This window comes from Streptococcus infantis, from assembly GCF_047463275.1.
GTDB lineage: Bacteria > Bacillota > Bacilli > Lactobacillales > Streptococcaceae > Streptococcus > Streptococcus infantis_AF.
In genome coordinates this window covers 213324-232101 of the sequence record NZ_JASHEE010000001.1, presented here as the reverse complement: position 1 = coordinate 232101, position 18778 = coordinate 213324, and the positions used below count along the sequence as shown (strand labels likewise).

3 protein-coding genes are annotated in these 18778 nt (G+C 41.7%); all 3 read right to left on the bottom strand.

Annotation, left to right across the window (positions count from 1 at the left end; all coding sequences use genetic code 11):
* Positions 1–73 precede the first annotated feature (73 nt).
* The 3 genes from QM923_RS01125 to QM923_RS01115 all read right to left on the bottom strand — a co-directional run bounded on the left by QM923_RS01125 (position 74) and on the right by QM923_RS01115 (position 18631).
* On the bottom strand, positions 74–8839 hold the full coding sequence (locus tag QM923_RS01125; RefSeq protein ID WP_414290551.1) for an SIALI-17 repeat-containing surface protein: 8766 nt from the start codon (positions 8837–8839) through the stop codon (positions 74–76).
* Positions 8840–8991: 152 nt separating this feature from the next.
* On the bottom strand, positions 8992–16017 hold the full coding sequence (locus QM923_RS01120; protein ID WP_414290550.1) for a SpGH101 family endo-alpha-N-acetylgalactosaminidase: 7026 nt from the start codon (positions 16015–16017) through the stop codon (positions 8992–8994).
* Between the two features lie 328 nt (positions 16018–16345).
* Entirely contained in the window at positions 16346–18631 is a 2286-nt protein-coding gene (locus QM923_RS01115; protein ID WP_414290765.1) for a DNA translocase FtsK, read from the bottom strand.
* Between the last annotated feature and the right edge of the window lie 147 nt (positions 18632–18778).

Below are 18778 nucleotides of genomic sequence, written 5' to 3'. Positions count from 1 at the left end.
AAAAACCAGGAACTAATGTCCCTGGTTTTTCTTTTTTAAAACAAGCTATTCTGCATCGAATGAAGATTTGTACTTAGTCTTCTTTCCCTTTTTTGATAAAGGTTGCAGAGAGAACCAATCCAAGACTAGCTAGGAAGGCTAAGCCTACTGAATCTTGCTCACCAGTTGCTGGAAGTTGACCTTTAGCTTCAGTCGCTGGTGAATTTGGTCCTTCTGGTTCTTGTTTTTGGTTTGTTGAACTTGAAGGTTGCTTGTGATCCGCAATTGGTGTAACTGGGTTTGCAACAGGCTCTTTATATTCTGGAACCTCATTCTTAGCAGCTTCAACCCAATTAACGCCACCCTTAAATTCCGGCACTTCGTTCTTAGCTGCCTCAACTGCGTTAACGCCACCCTTGAATTCTGGGAGCTCATTCTTGTCCGCTTCAACCCAATTAACGCCACCCTTGAATTCTGGAATGTCATAAACAGCTGCTTCTGCTGCATTAACTCCACCTGTAAATTCAGGAATTTCAACTACTGGTGGTTGCTGTTCTCCCTTACTTGAAAGGACTTCTGGTTCTGGAGTTGGCTCTGGATCTGGAGTTGGTTCTGGATCCGGAGTTGGTTCTGGGTTCGGAGTTGGCTCTGGATTTGGAGTTGGCTCTGGGTCCGGAGTTGGCTCTGGATTTGGAGTTGGCTCTGGAGTTGGAGTTGGCTCTGGATTTGGAGTTGGCTCTGGTTCTGGAGTTGGTTCTGGATCTGGAGTTGGCTCTGGATCTGGAGTTGGCTCTGGATCTGGAGTTGGCTCTGGATCTGGAGTTGGTTTCGGATCTGGAGTTGGCTCTGGATCTGGAGTTGGCTCTGGATCTGGAGTTGGCTCTGGATCTGGAGTTGGCTCTGGATCTGGAGTTGGTTCTGGATCCGGAGTTGGTTCTGGATCTGGAGTTGGCTCTGGATCTGGAGTTGGCTCTGGATTTGGAGTTGGCTCTGGGTCTGGAGTTGGTTCTGGATCTGGAGTTGGCTCTGGATCTGGAGTTGGCTCTGGATCTGGAGTTGGTTTCGGATCTGGAGTTGGTTCCGGATCTGGAGTTGGTTTCGGATCTGGAGTTGGCTCTGGATCTGGAGTTGGTTCTGGATCTGGAGTTGGCTCTGGATTTGGAGTTGGCTCTGGATCTGGACTTGGTTGCTCAGGTTCTTCTGAAAGTTCTTGATAGTAAGTCGTCATTTCATAGAACTCTGGCTTGCCACCTTCCCAAATGAGTTTGACATCAAGTAACGGAGCCTTATCTCTGACTGCAAATGTTTGGAAGCTTGAAGTAATTGCTCCCAAATCTGTCCAAGCACCGTCTCTGTCTGTTTTCAGAGTGCGAGCAAGTAGACGCGCTGCTACTCCTTGAGGCAGACTAGAAACAAGTCGGATGTGGTTAGCGTCTGTTGGTTCTGACAAGTGGTAAACCAACTCACCCTGGTCTTTCTCAGCCTTATAGCTTGTTAAGACTTTGCCATCTACAAGATTTGTGTAAAGGTTGCCTCTACTTTCTCCACCGTTTCCTTGAACAGTTGGGTCGTTGATAGGTTTCACAAATTCGCCGTCATTGATAACTAACTCAGTAAATCCAACAAAACGAGCATCGTAATTAGCAGTGAAGAGAACACGGAGATAGTTAGCTTTAACTGGACTTGCAAGTTCACCTTCGATGTAGCGATTTCCAGGCATCTTAGAATCATGTGTCCATCCATCTGTCAATGAATCATCGCGCATTTCATTAGCGACACCATCACCTACTGTCACAACATCTGTCCATGTCTTACCATCTTGACTAACCTGAATCTTACCATCACGAAGATAGTTCTTCGTACCATCTTGGATATAGGCTCTAATCTTCTTGATTTCACGTTCGCTACCAAGTTTCAAGGTAATGTGACCATCTTTATGAGCATAGTCAGAGAACTCTACAAAGTTATTGTAAACACCATCAAACAACTGATCCAAATTCTTGATCTTGCGAACATCATTTGCACCATAGTAGGCATCAATTCCCATAGATGTAGAATCAAGTTTAGTTGGCTCCACTTCTTTTGTCTTAACGAGTAGAGATGTCGCTGTTACTGCTTGTTCTTGGTCGGTCTTATTAACCAAACGAGCATAACGTACCAAGGACTTATCAGTCGCTTGGCTAGCAGGATACCATTCTTGTGCATTTGGAGAGAATTCCAAGTCAAGGGCTGGATTTCCAATACCAATAGCCTGAATACTTTCAGCTTGGTGTAGACGGTCTAGCTTCATACCCAAGTAGCTATGAGCTGGAAGCTTAGTTCCACTTGGGATTTGCATGTCATAACGACCGAGACTGTCATATACTGGAGTTGATTTCAAACTTTCAACATTAGTATCTGTCATCTCGCTATTGCCAGCACGTGTTTCAACTGAGAAGTCAGCGATACGCCACCATAGATTGATATTCTTGGTGTTACGAACACGGATGTAGCGAGCTGAAATTGGAGTTTCAATTTCTTTGGTTTGTTCACCAGTCAATCGATCCAATTCTTGCCATGAAGTACCATCTGTAGAATACTCAAGAACACCTTCTGCCAATTTATCTCCTGATCCTTGAACGAGGCGGACCTTAGTTACAGGTTTGACTCCACCCAAGTCTAGTTGAACCCAACCATCGACTGGAGTTGTATCTGTTCGATCAGCATTTGCAAGCATGGCTTCTGTATTGTCACGACCATCTGTAATCTGAGCAACTGTCGTATTGTACTTGTACATAAGATTTGGACTGATGGTCACTGTAGCTGCCTGTTTAGGACGACTTACTTCTACAGGACGGTTCACAGCGATTTCTCGTACAGCAAACCAAGTGTTCTCACGATCAGAAGTTGCAATCATTCGAACAGCTTTAGCATTGATATTGAGATTTTCAAATTTAAGAAGAGGCTCATTACCAGTGTAGCTTGGTTCTGAAAGTGTTACCCACTCATCATTTTCATTGAGGTACTCAACCTTAGCATTGTTAAAGGTATCGCGTGGATTTGCTTGAGTTCCCATTGCAAATGTCAAGTTTTGAATTGGAACAGCTTTATTAAATTTCAAACCAATATAGTCACCAGTTTGGATGCTGTTTGGTGATTTGATAAGGGCATGTGTTCCTAAATCTCCATCAGTGACTTCAGCAAGTCCACCTTCTACACCTGTACGGTTTGTGATAAAGGTGCTGATTACTTGGTCTGGGTGTAGGGCTTTTTGAACTTCAGTTGCCAATACTTCACGGAGTCCAAGCAAGAATGGTCGGATATGTTGTACACCCAACTCAGCTCTTTCATCATGGTCTACATAATGGAAAGTATAAGTTTGTGATTGTTCATAAAGTTTCAAGCCCTTGTAATAGCTATCCCAAAGTCTAGCAGAATCATTGTTTTCAATAGCTTCTGATCCATCTAGGAAAGCACTCAAAGCATCCATTTGGTCAATTGTGTTATCCAACCAATAGTGAATTTGAGCACGCATCTTTTCGTCACCAGATGCTTTATAAAGTTGTGCTGCAGCCTTTAGTTTAGCAAATTCTGCACGCAATTCTTGACGCTCTGCATTGACATCTTGACCAGCTTTCAACTTAGACATGAAGGCCGCCAATTTTGGTGCGAGTTCAACAGACTCTTCCAATTTCACAACACGACCATCCATGTTTTGGTTGATCATATGTTTACCAAGTTCACGGAAGGCAACAGATGTTTCACTGTCAGTAAACTTACCTGTTTCAACAAAGTTGAAGGCGATGTCATTTACTTTCTTAGCTTCTTCTTCAGACTTCCATTGTTTCCAAGCGTACTGAGCTGCCGAGAAGAGGGCAATCTTCGATGGCTCAGATTGTTGCATTGGATTCAGCATGATACCTGAAAGGAGACTTGGGTCCACATTTGGATGAAGGAATTTCTCACCGCCACCCAAAATCAAGTGTTGTTTAGAGTTATCTGTAACAGGCCAGTTAATCCATAGAGAAACTGGGCGGTATGTCTTACCTCCTGCAGTCAGATTATTCTTAAGGTTTGAAAGGAAGCTTTCAGATACTTCACCCCAAATCTTACCACCAGTTAGGGTCATAGAAGTTGAAGTTGGAAGATTTTCATTTAGAGATTTCAACTCATCTTCACGACCATTCCCCCAATACTGACCTGGGACAAAAATCATTTCCTTACGAAGGCCAACATAAGTTGCTTGTTTTTCAGTCAACCAATCTGTCATGTCCTTCATCAAGCGGTTGTAGCTATTGTAGCCACCAACTGGACTTGGAGCATCGTCGGCCAAAATACCGAACTCACGAACACCGACATCCATTAATTGAGTGAATTTAGCCTTAATGGTTTCAAGGTCTTTTTGGTAATCAGCATCGTTACCAAAACGGATACGGTTGTTCATGAATGGGTGGATGGTCCAAACATAGCGAGTCTTATTTTGATTTCCGACACGCGCTAATTCACGAATTTCGGCTAGTTTTTCTTCTGGATAAAGTTCACGCCATTTCTTGTTGTGGTATGGATCGTCTTTTGGTGCAAAGAAGTATTGAGTCAACTTCAAGTCACCACCATAGCGCATCAATTCAGCACGATCAGCATTGCTCCATGGATTTCCATAGTAACCTTCGATAAAACCACGATTCTTAATTTCAGCGTAGTCTTCAACAGTTACATTACGTAAAACTGGAGCTTCACTTTCATTAAGCATGTGTTTAAGAGTCGTCAATCCATAGAAGACAGCATCTGTATCTTTACCGACGATCGATATTGTATTGTTCTTGATTGACAAAGCATAAGCATCAATCTTATCAAAGAGTCCTTGAGAAATACCAGATATTTCTTTTTCAGCCTGTGAATGTTGACCATGAACACCAAGATAGATATTTGTAGCACCTGCTACTGCTGCTTGACTACTTGTATAAGAGATTTGATGATCTTGTAGTACACTCTTCAAGCGGTTGCGAGTATAAATATCTAGCTGATTACCCATGACAAGATTCACTTGTTTTTGAAGTTTAGTGACACCTTCACCATAAGTGACTTTTTGTGGTGTTGGGAATACCTTGTATTCTTTCTTGAGATAGTCTTGACTTTGTGCTGCAGCAGCAATCGCATCATCACTGGCTGGTTTTGTAGCTACAAAGCTATCAGCAAGTTCAGTTGTACCATCACCCACCTCTTCAACTCTTGGTTGTTCTGGAGTCACCGGTTTCTCAGGAGTTACAGGTTTTTCTGGAACAACTGGTTCTTCTGTTTCACTATCAGAAAGTGGCTTGAGTAGTTGAATTTCTGCGGCACTACCAAATCCTGCGACACCTGACAGAACTTTAAATTCTACCTTATTAGTTTCAACTGCTGCAAAATTAACAGTTTTTTCTTTAGTATTATTTTCCCAAGTTCCTGAAGCAACCTTAACCATTTGACCATCTTTTTGAGCATAGATTTCATAAGATGTCACGACTCCGTTACCACCACCTGGACGTGGAAGATAAGTCAAACCATTGACTTTTTCAGGAGCGTTCAAATTCATGGCAACGGTATATGGAGCTTGATGTCCAGTCCATTTAGAATGCCAGAAGGTATTTGGGTCATTGTCGAAAGCTTTTTCAACTGGGCCTTCTGTATCCGTTCCTGGAGTTTCTTGACTGCTTGCAGAAACTGTGAAGTGATCTGTTGGGATTAAACGTGGGTTTACAAATGCTTCATTCGACAACTCTGCACTATGCAAGATTCCTTGGAAGCCACCGATTGTTTCAAGTGGAAGTACCAAGCTATTGTGAGCCAAGCGAGGATGAGCTGGATTTGCAATACGCTCAACCTTTTCACCGTCTACATAAACTTCTGTCTTTTGTGGTTTCGTAACAACAGAGATTTGATAACGTTTATTTTTCTCAAGTTTCTTGTTGAATTGAATATGGAATTGTTCAAATTTATAAGCTAAGTAGCCATCCTTGTCCGCAAGATAAAGTTGGTTGTCCCCACTTGTAGAGAAGACTTGCTCTCCATCACCTGTAACAGTTACATCCAATTTCAAAACATGACTAGGACCAACATCACCTACTAAGCCTTCGATGCTAGAATCTTTTTCGAAGTTCAAACCTGCTTCAGACTTCTGTACTTTCTTAGCAAGATAATCTTTGACAGTTTCTGGATTAATCTTGAACAAATCTTCTTCAGCAACGGTCTTATCTGGATTAGATTGTGGTGCATAAACACTTGCTGGTTGAATACGGTCTGCATAGGTCTTAGCTGCACGATCTGAACCCCAAGTGCGTTCTGCGGTTGACTGCATACTCTTGAAGAAGCGTTTAAAGATATCGTAAGAGGTAAGTCCAGTTTCATGCAGGTCGATGTTGTCATTCCAGACTGCATGACCACCACCAATGATATTTGGATTAGATGCTTCTAGGCGAGGTCCTCCACCTGTCGAAAAATCATTAGGTGTCCAGCGGTTGTATTGAGTTTCATAGTTTGCATAATCCCCATAACCACCTTGACTATTGCTTCCGCTTGGGACACTGTAGGTTGGAATATCTGTGATATTGATAATCTTGGCACCCTGAGCAATTGCTGCCTGTGGACGTTGCCAACCAATACTCCAGATATCCACTTCTACATCTTTCCAATCAACAGGTGTAGTTCCTTGTTTGGCAGAGAGCGAACCCCAAATACGTGGTGTTAAGCCCTTACCTTTGATGTACTGGATCATATCATTGACATAGCGTCGATAACTTTCAGGACTTCCATAGTACTCATCTGTACCGATATGAACTGTTGAAACGCCACGAAGAGGTGCGTCTTCACCATCGAGTAATTTATCATAGACTGATTTAACAAAAGCCAGCGTCTCTTCGTACTTGTTATCTAAGTCCAACATAGCTACACGTTCTACATTGTGTTTTCTCGCACTAAGTTGACCCTTGTACATCAAGTCTGGACGGACCTTAACAAATGAAAGGGCGTGACCTGGAGTGTCAATTTCAGGAACAAGGTTGATATGCAAAGCTTTTGCTAACTTAATGATTTCTTGCATCTCTTCCTTGGTGTAGTGCTCTTTTGATGTTAATTTTTCACCATTGTCACCAACAACATCTGTTTCTACACGGAAGCCAGTCTTAGCATTTTTTAGGACATAATCCAGTTCCTCTTGAGGAGTAAGATTTTTCCCTGCTAAATGATCTTTTAAGAAGATATAGTTGTCGTTCAAGTGCAATTGAAGATCGTTCATCTTGTAGTAGGCCATGTTGAGCATGATATCTACAAGCGTATCATAAGGAATAAACTTACGACCTGTATCTAGCATAAAGCCACGGTGACTAAAGCTTGGGAAGTCACGGATTTCTCCGTTTTGCAAGTTATTTTCTCCCATTTGAAGAAGGGTACGTGTAGCATAAAATGCTCCTGCATTGGTCGCTGCTTCTACAGTAATAACTCCATCTTTAATGGTGATACCATAGCCTTCTTTACCATAACCCTTGTCTTCAACCTTTTTAAACTCAATACGGTTTTGCGCTTCTTGACCACCGGTTGCGACTTCCAAACCACGATTTTCAAGGTCAGTTTGGTAGAACTTAGCTTCCTTGTCAAATCCAGAATTCCCAACGGAAATGACAGTTTCTGAAGTAATAGTAGTTTTACCTTCAGTGCCGTACCATTGTTGAACTGCTGGGGCAACTGCAGGTTTGGTTCCAACGCCTTCATCAGCATGCAAGCCTTTAATGACAACTTCAAATTCTTTTGTGAAGGTATGGTTATCATTGGTTTGTTGGACCATCACTTTGACATGTTGTTCTGTCAGCGGTGTGTAGATTTTATTATTTAGGTCGATAACACCTTGCTTATTGCTTCCAATCAAGCTAACTTGACCAGGTAATTTAGGCAATACAAGTGATTTTCCGTCTTCAGCAACCGCTATTTCTGTAACTTGACGAATATCTGTTGGTTTGCTGGTATCTGGAATATTTGAGTAGGCACGAATTTCTTGAATTCCCACATTTTTCCATTGCATCGTACCGGCTTGATAATCTGTAATTTCAAGTTTAAGATACTTAGCTTGAACGGCTTCTTTTAAGTCAACTTTTTCATCTAGAACCGGAGTTCCTGTTCGTTGATGAGCCAACTTCCATTCTCCAGGACCTGATCCATTGACTTCGTCTTGACCTGCATAATAGAGATTCCAAGATTTGATGTTTGGATCATTTTGCTCGCCACGAACACGACGATCCCAATCAATTTCCACATGCTTGATTAAGGTTGTCTTTTCAAGCTTAAATTCGATTGTTGGTTTCACAACATCACGGTCAGTTGCCCAACGAGTATCTGGATTTCCATCAATCGCCTTCTCAGCAGTAAATGGTGTGTTCGCTTCATGGTTTGATGCTGTCGCAGTAGCCTTTTCCAAATGATTGACATCTGGAGTTTCATCCAAATCTTTAGTAACTGGCTTTTCTGCTGGTTTAGCTACTGGTGCTGCTTCTTCTTTTGGAGTCTCAGCTGGTTTTGGTGCTGCTTCTTCCTTAGGAACTGGAGTTTCAGCTGGTTTTGGAGATACTTCTCCAGTATTTTCAGGCTGAGCTTCCGCATCAGTCGGATTCGTTTCAGTAGGATCAGTTGGTTTTGCTGATTCAGCTTTTTCAATAGCTGCTGCTATATCCGCTGGTAACTTATCCAGGGGCTGAACCTGTGTCACCGTGCCTTCTGTCTCTGCAGGCCCTTCTGTTTCTGCTGCTTGAACCATACCAGTACCAAAAATGCTTGCACCAATCATGACAGAAGCAGCGCCTATTGCAAACTTACGTATACTGTAATGACACCGTCTTTCAAAAAAATGTTTTCCCATTTTCTTTATTTCCTTTCCCACGCTTAAATTGGGTAAGCGTTATCATTCCCTTTTAAAAAGGGAGGACCAAGAGGTCCTCTCTAGGTGTTTGGTTTTCTCCATTACAATAAGTTAGGAGTTTGAGTTTTCATAGTATAAAACTCTATTATTTTTTAATCTTCTTTTCTTTTTTGAAGAAATAGAGCAGACATTGCTAATGTAAGACCAGCTAGGAAGAGGTGTTCAGTTGTGCCTTCACCAGTTTCAGGAAGTTTAGGCTGTTCTGTTTCTTTTTGTGCTGCTTGCATAGCAGGTGTTGGTGTAAGAGCTGGTTTCTGATCAAGTTTTTCTGCAACTGGACTTGTCTGATTGTCTCCTGCACCTAATGTTTCTTTATACTCAGGAACATCATTCTTAGCAGCTTCAACCCAATTAACGCCACCCTTGAACTCTGGAAGCTCATTCTTATCCGCTTCAACCCAATTAACGCCGCCCTTGAATTCTGGAAGCTCATTCTTGTCCGCTTCAACCCAGTTAACGCCACCCTTGAACTCTGGAAGCTCATTCTTGTCCGCTTCAACCCAATTAACGCCACCCTTGAACTCTGGAATGTCATAAACAGCTGCTTCTGTTGCATTAACTCCACCTGTAAATTCAGGAATTTCAACTACTGGTGGTTGCTGTTCTCCCTTACTTGAAAGGACTTCAGGTTCTGGAGTTGGCTCTGGTTCTGGAGTTGGCTCTGGTTCTGGAGTTGGCTCTGGTTCTGGAGTTGGCTCTGGATCTGGAGTTGGTTCTGGTTCTGGATCTGGAGTTGGTTTCGGATCTGGAGTTGGTTCTGGATCTGGAGTTGGCTCTGGATTTGGAGTTGGCTCTGGATTTGGAGTTGGCTCTGGATCTGGAGTTGGCTCTGGATCTGGAGTTGGCTCTGGATCTGGAGTCGGCTCTGGATTTGGAGTTGGCTCTGGATCTGGAGTTGGTTTCGGATCTGGGGTTGGCTCTGGATCTGGAGTTGGCTCTGGATTTGGAGTTGGCTCTGGATCTGGGGTTGGTTCTGGATCTGGAGTTGGTTTCGGATCTGGAGTTGGCTCTGGATTTGGAGTTGGCTCTGGATTTGGAGTTGGCTCTGGGTCCGGAGTTGGTTTCGGATCTGGGGTTGGTTCTGGATCTGGGGTTGGTTCTGGATCTGGAGTTGGTTTCGGATCTGGAGTTGGCTCTGGATTTGGAGTTGGCTCTGGATCTGGAGTTGAATCTTTCAATTGATCCAGATACTCTGCAAAGAATGTCACCATTCGATCTGTTAAGAGGTGGTTATCTGTTGCATATTTCATGCTAGCAATAACGCTTGCCACTTCTTCTTGATTGCTCTTATCAGTCAATTTTTGAGCTTTAGCCAAGGCTGCTTCATATGCACTTGTATCAAGACCTGCTTCAGCAACTTGAGGACGAGCAAAGATCAATTCTGCAGCTGATTGATATTGATTACCACCATCTCCATAAGTTCTTGTTCCAGTTAGGACAATCTTCTTAGCTTTGATAGTCTTACCAAAGTCGATATCTTTTGGCTTGTTATTATCAGCCCAATTAGTTGCATTGAAGGTATGCTCCTTACCTGTTTCATCAGTAACAACAAGAGTCACATCTCTCAAATTACCATTTGAACCTGAACCGCGTGGAACATAACGGAAGCCTGTAATTTCAGTTGGTTCTTTCAAGACCATGGTTGCTGGCTTGCCAACATCTCCTCCGCTCCATGATGTATGCCATAGGCTAGACAAGTTACCGTCAAAGGCATTTTCAATACCTTCACCAGCCTGAGCAGGAGCTGAAAGACTTGCAAAGTCATCTACCACAAGAGCTGTTTTCTTCATTACTAAAGCATCTTTAAGAGCATTGACCTTATCGATTTCTGCTTTAGCTTCTTCCAGACTAATGTCATCGTCTGCTTGGCTGAGGTTGAAGACAGCTTCTTTCAAAGCATCCATTGTTTCTTTGGTGTAGTTAGTCATGGCTACAGTTGGAAGATAATTCTTGACAGCATTTTCTGTCATCATCTTACCTGTCAAGACAATCTCTTCAATTTGAAGTTTATCCATGATGAAGTCATTGTAACCACGGAAGTTAGCATTACCACCAGAGTCTCCACGAGTGTTGCTAGCATTACCTGTAGAGTAGATACCTACCCAAGTATCGCCAGTTTCAGCACCTGTCACAAGGAAGGTTGCACGTTTCGCTTTTTGAGAATCTGTCCATGAGTTTGGTAATTCATGCATTTCGAGATCGCTTGCTTGGCTACCACGACGACCAGATTGGAATTCTCCCTTACCTACAACAAATGCGTAAGTATTATCTGATCCAGCTTCGTAGTCAAATGTGATACGGTAGGTCTTACCTGCTTCAAAGCGGAAGTTTTGTGGAATTGTTTGGTAAACCAAGTTACGACGGCTAACGAGACCGTTTGTCTTGAGTGACCAATTTCCTTCGATAACGTCGTCAACTTTCTTGCCATTCCAATCACGTTGTGTGTATGGACCATGTTTTTCAGACAAGTGAGTACGGTTATCTTCAACACCTTCGATTCCACCGATGACAAATGGGAAGATACCTTGTCCGACATTTTCAAAGTCTTGTTTGAAGACGCCTGTTGCAGTATCATGACCATCACCATACATAGCAGAGTCATTTTCGAAGGTACGGATTTCATCGAAGTAAGTTGCTTCATCTCCTGCTTCACGACTCAAGGTCACAGTTACATTTGATACATCTGAACCTGTTGTGAAGAAGGCATACATGTTTTGGAAGTAACTTCTATCATTAACTGTTGCATTATCAGTACGAGTGTTATGAGCATAAGCTTTAACGTAGTTAAGGGCCAGTGACTTGTTCGTGTAGTTTGTCACTTCTTTCTCACCAGTATTAACTGTAATACTTGCTTTAGCATCACTACGGTTATCCACACCGACATAGACTGCATATTTAGTATTTGGTTTTAAGCCAGTCAATTTTTGAGTGAGACTAACTTTTTCTTTATTGCCTTGGATACGAAGCATTTGGTTGGCACCTTGAGACTTCACGATTTCAGCCTTAGATGCATCACCTGTAATCTTCCAATGATCCAAAGATTCACTGTTAAATCCTTGGTCATAAATGTGCATTCCTTCACTCCATGACATTTCAGGATTTGTTTGTTTAGAACGATAAAGAACATAAGGTTGGTTTGCTAGAAGGTCGAGTGTAATCTTACCATCTTTGACAGACACTTCTTGTTCTTCAGTCTTACCTTGGTCTGTTAGTTTGTAAAGGTAAACTTTGCCGTTTGCCCAGTCGCTAGGAAGTGTCCAAGTTGTTGCACCTTTTTCAGTATTGAAGTAGTACATTTTTTCCTTGTCCCCAGTAAGCTTGTTACCATTGGCATCCCAGTTCCAAGGAGTCAGGTAGGCTGAACCATCTTGAATGACACGATCATTGAGTGTAACAATTCGTTCACGGTATTGTGGGCTATTAACATCATTAGATTTACGAGTAACAACTACCTTGTTGTTTTCCTCATCAACCAATTCAACCTTCATCTCTGGTGTCCACTTGTAAGTACCACCATTGTCAGTCATGGTTACTGGTTTACCATTTTCCCATTTGCTAACAGTGAAGTGTTGGAAGTATTTAGTCATCACATCATGTGCAAACAAGTTGGTTACATAACCATTATAGTCGCTACGACCTTGCCAACCTTCGAAGTCTTTCATGCTGTATCCGCCTAGAAGTGGGTAGTTTGCCGCACCTCCGTAGCTTCTGTAATCACCAACCCAAGCATCTTTCTGGTGGTTACGGATAAAGCGAGTAATGGCACTGTTGATACCTTTATTGGTATAGCCACCATAAGTCAAGTCAGCTGCCCAGTGATGGAAGGTAGAGTCATACTCACCACCATGGCCCCACTCAATTGCAAAACGCCAACCTTGTTGGTTGATTTCTTTTGCAAGAACGTGAGTTGCCCAAGCACCATTGTCTCCTGATTGACCGTTACCCCAAACGTCGACATAGATGAAGTCTAGGCCTTCACCCAATTCTTTCTTCAATTCTTCCCAACGCGCTAAACGTCCATGAGCCAAGTCATAGGCTGCATCGATATTGATACCTTGGTCAAGCCAGTTCCAACCATAGCTATAGCTACCGTCAGCATTTTTACGAAGGATATTTTCATTGAAGTATTTTGATTCAGGATAGGTTTCTGAAGCGTTAACGTGGATACCGAGGTGGGCACCATATTTCTTAGCTTTTTCAATAAGAGCTTTAAAGTCTTCCGTACCACCGATACGTTTACCGATATCCGCGTAGTTTAAGTGACCTGAGTCATGTCCTTCACTACCGTAACCTTTAAGGAGGACACCCTGTCCAAGACCATCTGTGTGGAGGTTAATCTTCTTGATACCATCCAAGGTCATCAGGAATGGGTTTTGTGCCTGTGAACCAAAGTTCATGGCGATACGGTAGGCAGTGATATTTTTTACTTTTTCCCAACCTTGAGGGTTGTTCATGATGCTACGGTATGCAATCGCACCATCTTGCCAGTCTACTTTATTATCAGCATTGGCATCTTCTGTGATGACAACTTTAGCACTTGGAAGTTCCTTAGTATAGGCCGGGAAGACAATACCATTGTGTGCTTTTTCCCATTGCCATTCAGAACTATGGATTTCAACGTAGTTAGCATTACCAATAGTGTTCTTGTAGGCTGTCAAACGTGTCCAGTCATAAGAACCACCACCGTAACTGTTTTGTGAGTTGCTCCATACACCAGCAGCAAGTTTATCTGTTGAAACAAATCCATACATGTAACCTTTGGCCAATTCTTTCATTGGATTGGTTACTTCGATATGGTCGTCACCACTTACGTGAGTATTGTTTGACATGGTTGCCCCATCAAACTTAGCTCCAGGTTGGTCACTTGAAACAGATACCAAGGCATTGCCTAGGAAGCTGATAGAAGAAAGTAATTTACGTTCATCATCAATTTTCTGTCCAGGTGTTACTTGGTTATGGTTGACAATCTTAGTCACATCAAAGTGAAGTTGATTGTCCACCACTTGCAAACGAACTGTCATATCCGCATTGATGAGATTTTCCTCATCACGGAGTTTCATTTCATACTCGGCAGTCGTTGCATTTACTTTTTTATAGGTAACTTCCGGAGTTACGGCATGCTTATTGATAACAACTTGATTAATTGGTTGAAGTTGACCTGGAAGCTTGTTGCCATTAAGGACATATTCTTTAATACGAGGGAAGGCTTGGTCAATGACTGCTTTCAAAACAGTAGACTCAATTGTATCGTATTTCACGTTACGATCATCGACTTCATCGCCTTTTTCTTTTTCAGCGACTTCTTGGTCTGCTTTAACGCCTTCTTGGTCATCTGTTTTAATGTTTACAATTGTTCTTTCGCTACTATTGTATGTTCCAGCTTTAAGAACAATCTTCTTCTCATCTTTTAATTTGTCATTAACTGCAGAAGGCAAGGTAAGAGTGTCGAAAAGTTTGACATCATTGTTAGTAGCATTGAGCTGTCCATCTGATTTAAGGCTGATCGTCAAGTGGTTCTCTGATCCATTTACCGGTGCTGCAACACGTCCACCTTGGTACCAAAGTCCACTACCATTTGTCTTGTATTCCCAGAACCATCCACCTTGATCATAACCTACAAAAACATTGTTATCAGTATCTTTAAATTTCATGAAGACACCAAAACGAGATTTGCCAGTTTCAGATTCTTCTTTGAAGGTTAAATCAACTGTAGCATTTCCATTAGCATCAACTGTCAAACCTTCTTTTTCGAACAAGGCTGGATTTTTGCCGTTATCATTTTGAGCTGTTGAAGCGAGTTGGTTGTATCGAACACCTTTTTCTTCACGAATTGCTACTGTTCCTTGTTGTTCCTTCTTATCAACAGTTTTCCATTCTGGTTTGACTTCTTTTCTTTCAGCCGGTTTGTTTTCCGCTGGTTTATCTTCAGCTGGCTTGTTTTCCGATGGTTTGTTTTCAACTGGTTTTTCTTCCTGAGGTTTGTCCTCTTTTGGTTTTTCTTCTTTATCTTCAACTTGTTTATCAAGTGCATCTAGACCCGCTGGTTTAGTTGTTTCAATACCTTTGATATAATTTTGAATCCACTCTAATTGAGCAGGTGAGAAAAGAATACCTCCACTACGTTTACCAGATACACCGTTTTGATGAATCCCAATTAATTTTCCATTTTCATCAAAGATTCCGCCACCACTGGCACCAGGTTCACTTCCTTGGTAACTAATTCCACGAACGCCCTCTCCATGGTCATTAATATCTTCGACAGTAGTATTGAGGATTGGATCGAGCACTCCTTTTGGATAGCCAAATACATGTACCTTATCTCCTGTCTTGATAGTTGATGGTTTATCCGCAACTTCAACAGGAGCATTTGCAAGTGGACTGCGAAGTTTGACAATGGCTAAGTCATTTTTATAACCTTTCAGGAAGCCTTCACGATCCCAGTGTTTTACATCATTTTTACTAAATTTAACGTCTGGTGCACCTTCATAAGAAACTGTATACACATCTTTATCACTATCAATGTTATCAGCTACTTTACGATTATTCCCGTCTGGAACATCCTTGATAAAGTTATGAGATACTGATAAGACAAGATTTTCTCCAATAACAATACCACTACCGGTCCCAGCTTCGCTCTTAATTTCAACAGTCGCACCGTAGTTCAATTCACCGTTTTTTGTTTTAGCGACATCTTCTGGAACTAAACTTTTATCTTCTTTTGCTAAATCATCTTTTGAAGCAGAATGTCCACTATCTTCAGCCTTATCGAGTTTTTCACGCAAATCTTTTGGAAGTTCATTTTCAGTTGCTGAACTTGCTGCAACTTCTTTTTCTTTCTCTAGTAATTCTTCCTCAGTTTTTGGACCTTCGGTAACTTCAGGAGAACCTTGATCTTCCCCAGGTTTTGGCGCTTCAAAATCATGTCCATTATCATCTTTTGCATTTGCCAGAGCAGCTGCTAAATCGGCTGGCATATTTGCAGTAGAACCAGTTTGTGCTGTATCTGCTAAAACAGTACTTGTTCCAAAGAATGTTGCACCAATGACAACAGAAGCAACACCTAATGAAAATTTCCGAATACTATATTTACAACGTTTTTCAAATAACCTTTTATCCATTATTTTTTATTCCTTCCTGCTTAAAAAGTAAGCGTTTGCATTTTGTCTTAAAAAAATAACCCCCTTCATTAATTTCGCTTATTTTTTAAACATATAAATATTTCTTATACCATTTTAATATATCAAAAACCGGTTTAAAAATCAATACATTATTAGTTAAAATTAGTAAAAGTAAAATCTAAATTCCGAACCAGACTGAAAGTCTTTTTACTACAAGAACACCTATAATCATAGGCATAAAAAAAGAAATCACCTTCGAAAAATTAGAGTAGATTATCCCCATTTTCGAAAGGTAATTTCTTGAATTTTTATTCTATTTTCAAACAATTTATTGTTGTAAGACTTTTCGAGGTTTTGTCCCTTCAGCAGGACCAATAACTCCAGCCATCTCTAATTCTTCCATCAATCGAGTCGCTCGGTTAAAACCAACAGATAGACGACGTTGGATCATGGATGCACTTGCTTTTTGAGTTTCAATAACCAAAGCCTTGGCTTCTTCAAAGAGTGGATCCCCACCTTCATCGCCAGAGCCAGAATCACCATCTGACTCAGAAACTTCTCCAGGATCAAAACTGTCATCATAATCAGCATCTGCTTGAGCCTTAATGAAGCTAACAATACGTTCCACATCATCATCAGAGATAAAGGAACCTTGGAGACGAACAGGATGGTTTTCATCAATTGGCTTAAAGAGCATATCCCCTCGACCAAGCAATTTCTCAGCACCATTTTCATCCAAAATCGTACGTGAATCCGTTCCTGAAGAAACAGCGAATGCTACACGTGACGGCACATTTGCCTTAATCAAACCAGAAATAACATCAACCGACGGACGCTGGGTTGCAAGAATCATGTGAATACCGGCCGCACGCGCCTTCTGTCCAAGTCGGATAATGGCATCTTCTACTTCCTTGCTAGCAACCATCATGAGGTCAGCCAACTCATCGACAATCACGACGATTAAAGGTAGAGGTACTTGCTTGTATTCAGACTGGGCATTGAATTCCTCAACCTTAGCATTAAAACCGGCAATATTTCGAACGCCGACCTTAGCAAATAGTTCGTAGCGGTTTTCCATTTCATCTACGACTTTTTGAAGAGCTTTACTTGCCTTGCGAGGGTTGGTCACAACTGGAATCAAGAGATGAGGGATATCGTTGTATACTGAAAGCTCAACCATCTTAGGATCCACCATCATAAACTTAACTTGATCAGGACGAGCCTTCATGAGAATACTTGCGATGATTCCATTAACTGCAACGGATTTACCTGAACCAGTCGAACCAGCTACAAGCAAGTGAGGCATTTTTGCCAAATCAAAACTACGAGCCGTACCATTGACTGCTTTCCCAAGAGGAATTTCTAAAAGATTTTCAGGTTTTGTCTGAGATTGTTCCCAAAGCTCACGGAAGGATACAGTTGCAATTTCCGAGTTAGGAACTTCGATACCTACCAAGGATTTCCCAGGAATCGGTGCTTCGATACGGACATCTTTAGCAGCCAAAGCCAAAGCTAAATCGTCTGCTAGGTTTGAAATACGGTTGACACGGACACCAACTGCAGGTTTAACCTCATACTTGGTCACCGACGGACCGATTTCAGCACGCTCAACTGTTACCTTGATACCAAAACTTGCGAAGGTCTCTTCCAAAATTTTGATATTTTCTCGTACGATTTTCTTTTCTTTTGACTGATCTTTTGGTTTGTCTGGCGCAAAGAGTTGCAAGCTTGGAAGCTTATACTCCAAGGTCTTTTTAGCAGAAAAATCTACTTCAACCTCTTCGTCATCATCATCTTCTTCAGAGAAAACTTCTTCTTCTGGATAGTCTCCTTCTTCAGGGTAATCAAAATCAGCTTGCGGGAGAATAATCTCAGGTTCTATCCATTCCTCCTCTGGAAGTGGAGGAAATTCTTGCGGTGGTTGGTCTGACAAGATTTCTCCAGTTTCCATATCTACAGGCTGCATGTCAAGCAAAGCCTGCTCTTCTCTTTCTTTTTCAAGTCTTGCTTGCTCTTCTGCTTCTCTTCGTGCCTTTTCCTCTTCACGCTTGATAAAGCGCTCTTGTTTTTTCTGTTCACGGCGTTCCATCCAGATAGCAAATCGAGCTGAAAGAAAATCAGCAATATCATAGATAGACCATGGACTCATTAAAAGAGCTCCGATTAGGATTAAGATTGCCCCTATGAAATAGGTACCGATGTTTGAGAACAAAAAGGCTACCGGAATGTAGAGCCCTACCCCTAACAAGCCTCCCCCTGCAAAACCGGTTACTTGAAAACTGGTTAAATCTTTAAAGATTTGTCCAATCGTTCCTTGAAAAACAGCATTTGCCATGCTAAGCTTCCAGACAAGATAAGCTTGAAAGATGAGGAGTAAGCCTGCAAAAATAAAGAAGAAACCTGCTAGCAAGCCTTCTTGTTTATGAATCCATTTAAAGAAGAATAGATAAATCAAGAGAGAGAAAATAGCTAAGTATGCTAAACTCCCTACGAGTAAGCGAATCAGGTTATAAACAGTGATTCCGACAGCTCCCCATTTAAGAGCAGCAAAAATTAAACAGATAGCCAAAACTAAGGAAATCAACATTCGTTGAATCGCTTGTTTTCTTTCCAATTCTGCTTTAGACGGTCTTCGTCTTGTTTTAGTTGTATTCTTGTTTGCCATGCTTCTATTATACCATATTTCAGAAACTTTTCGAGAGGTTAAAAAATGACGGCATCTACTAGACACAATCATCTTTCGTTGATATTTTTGAATTTT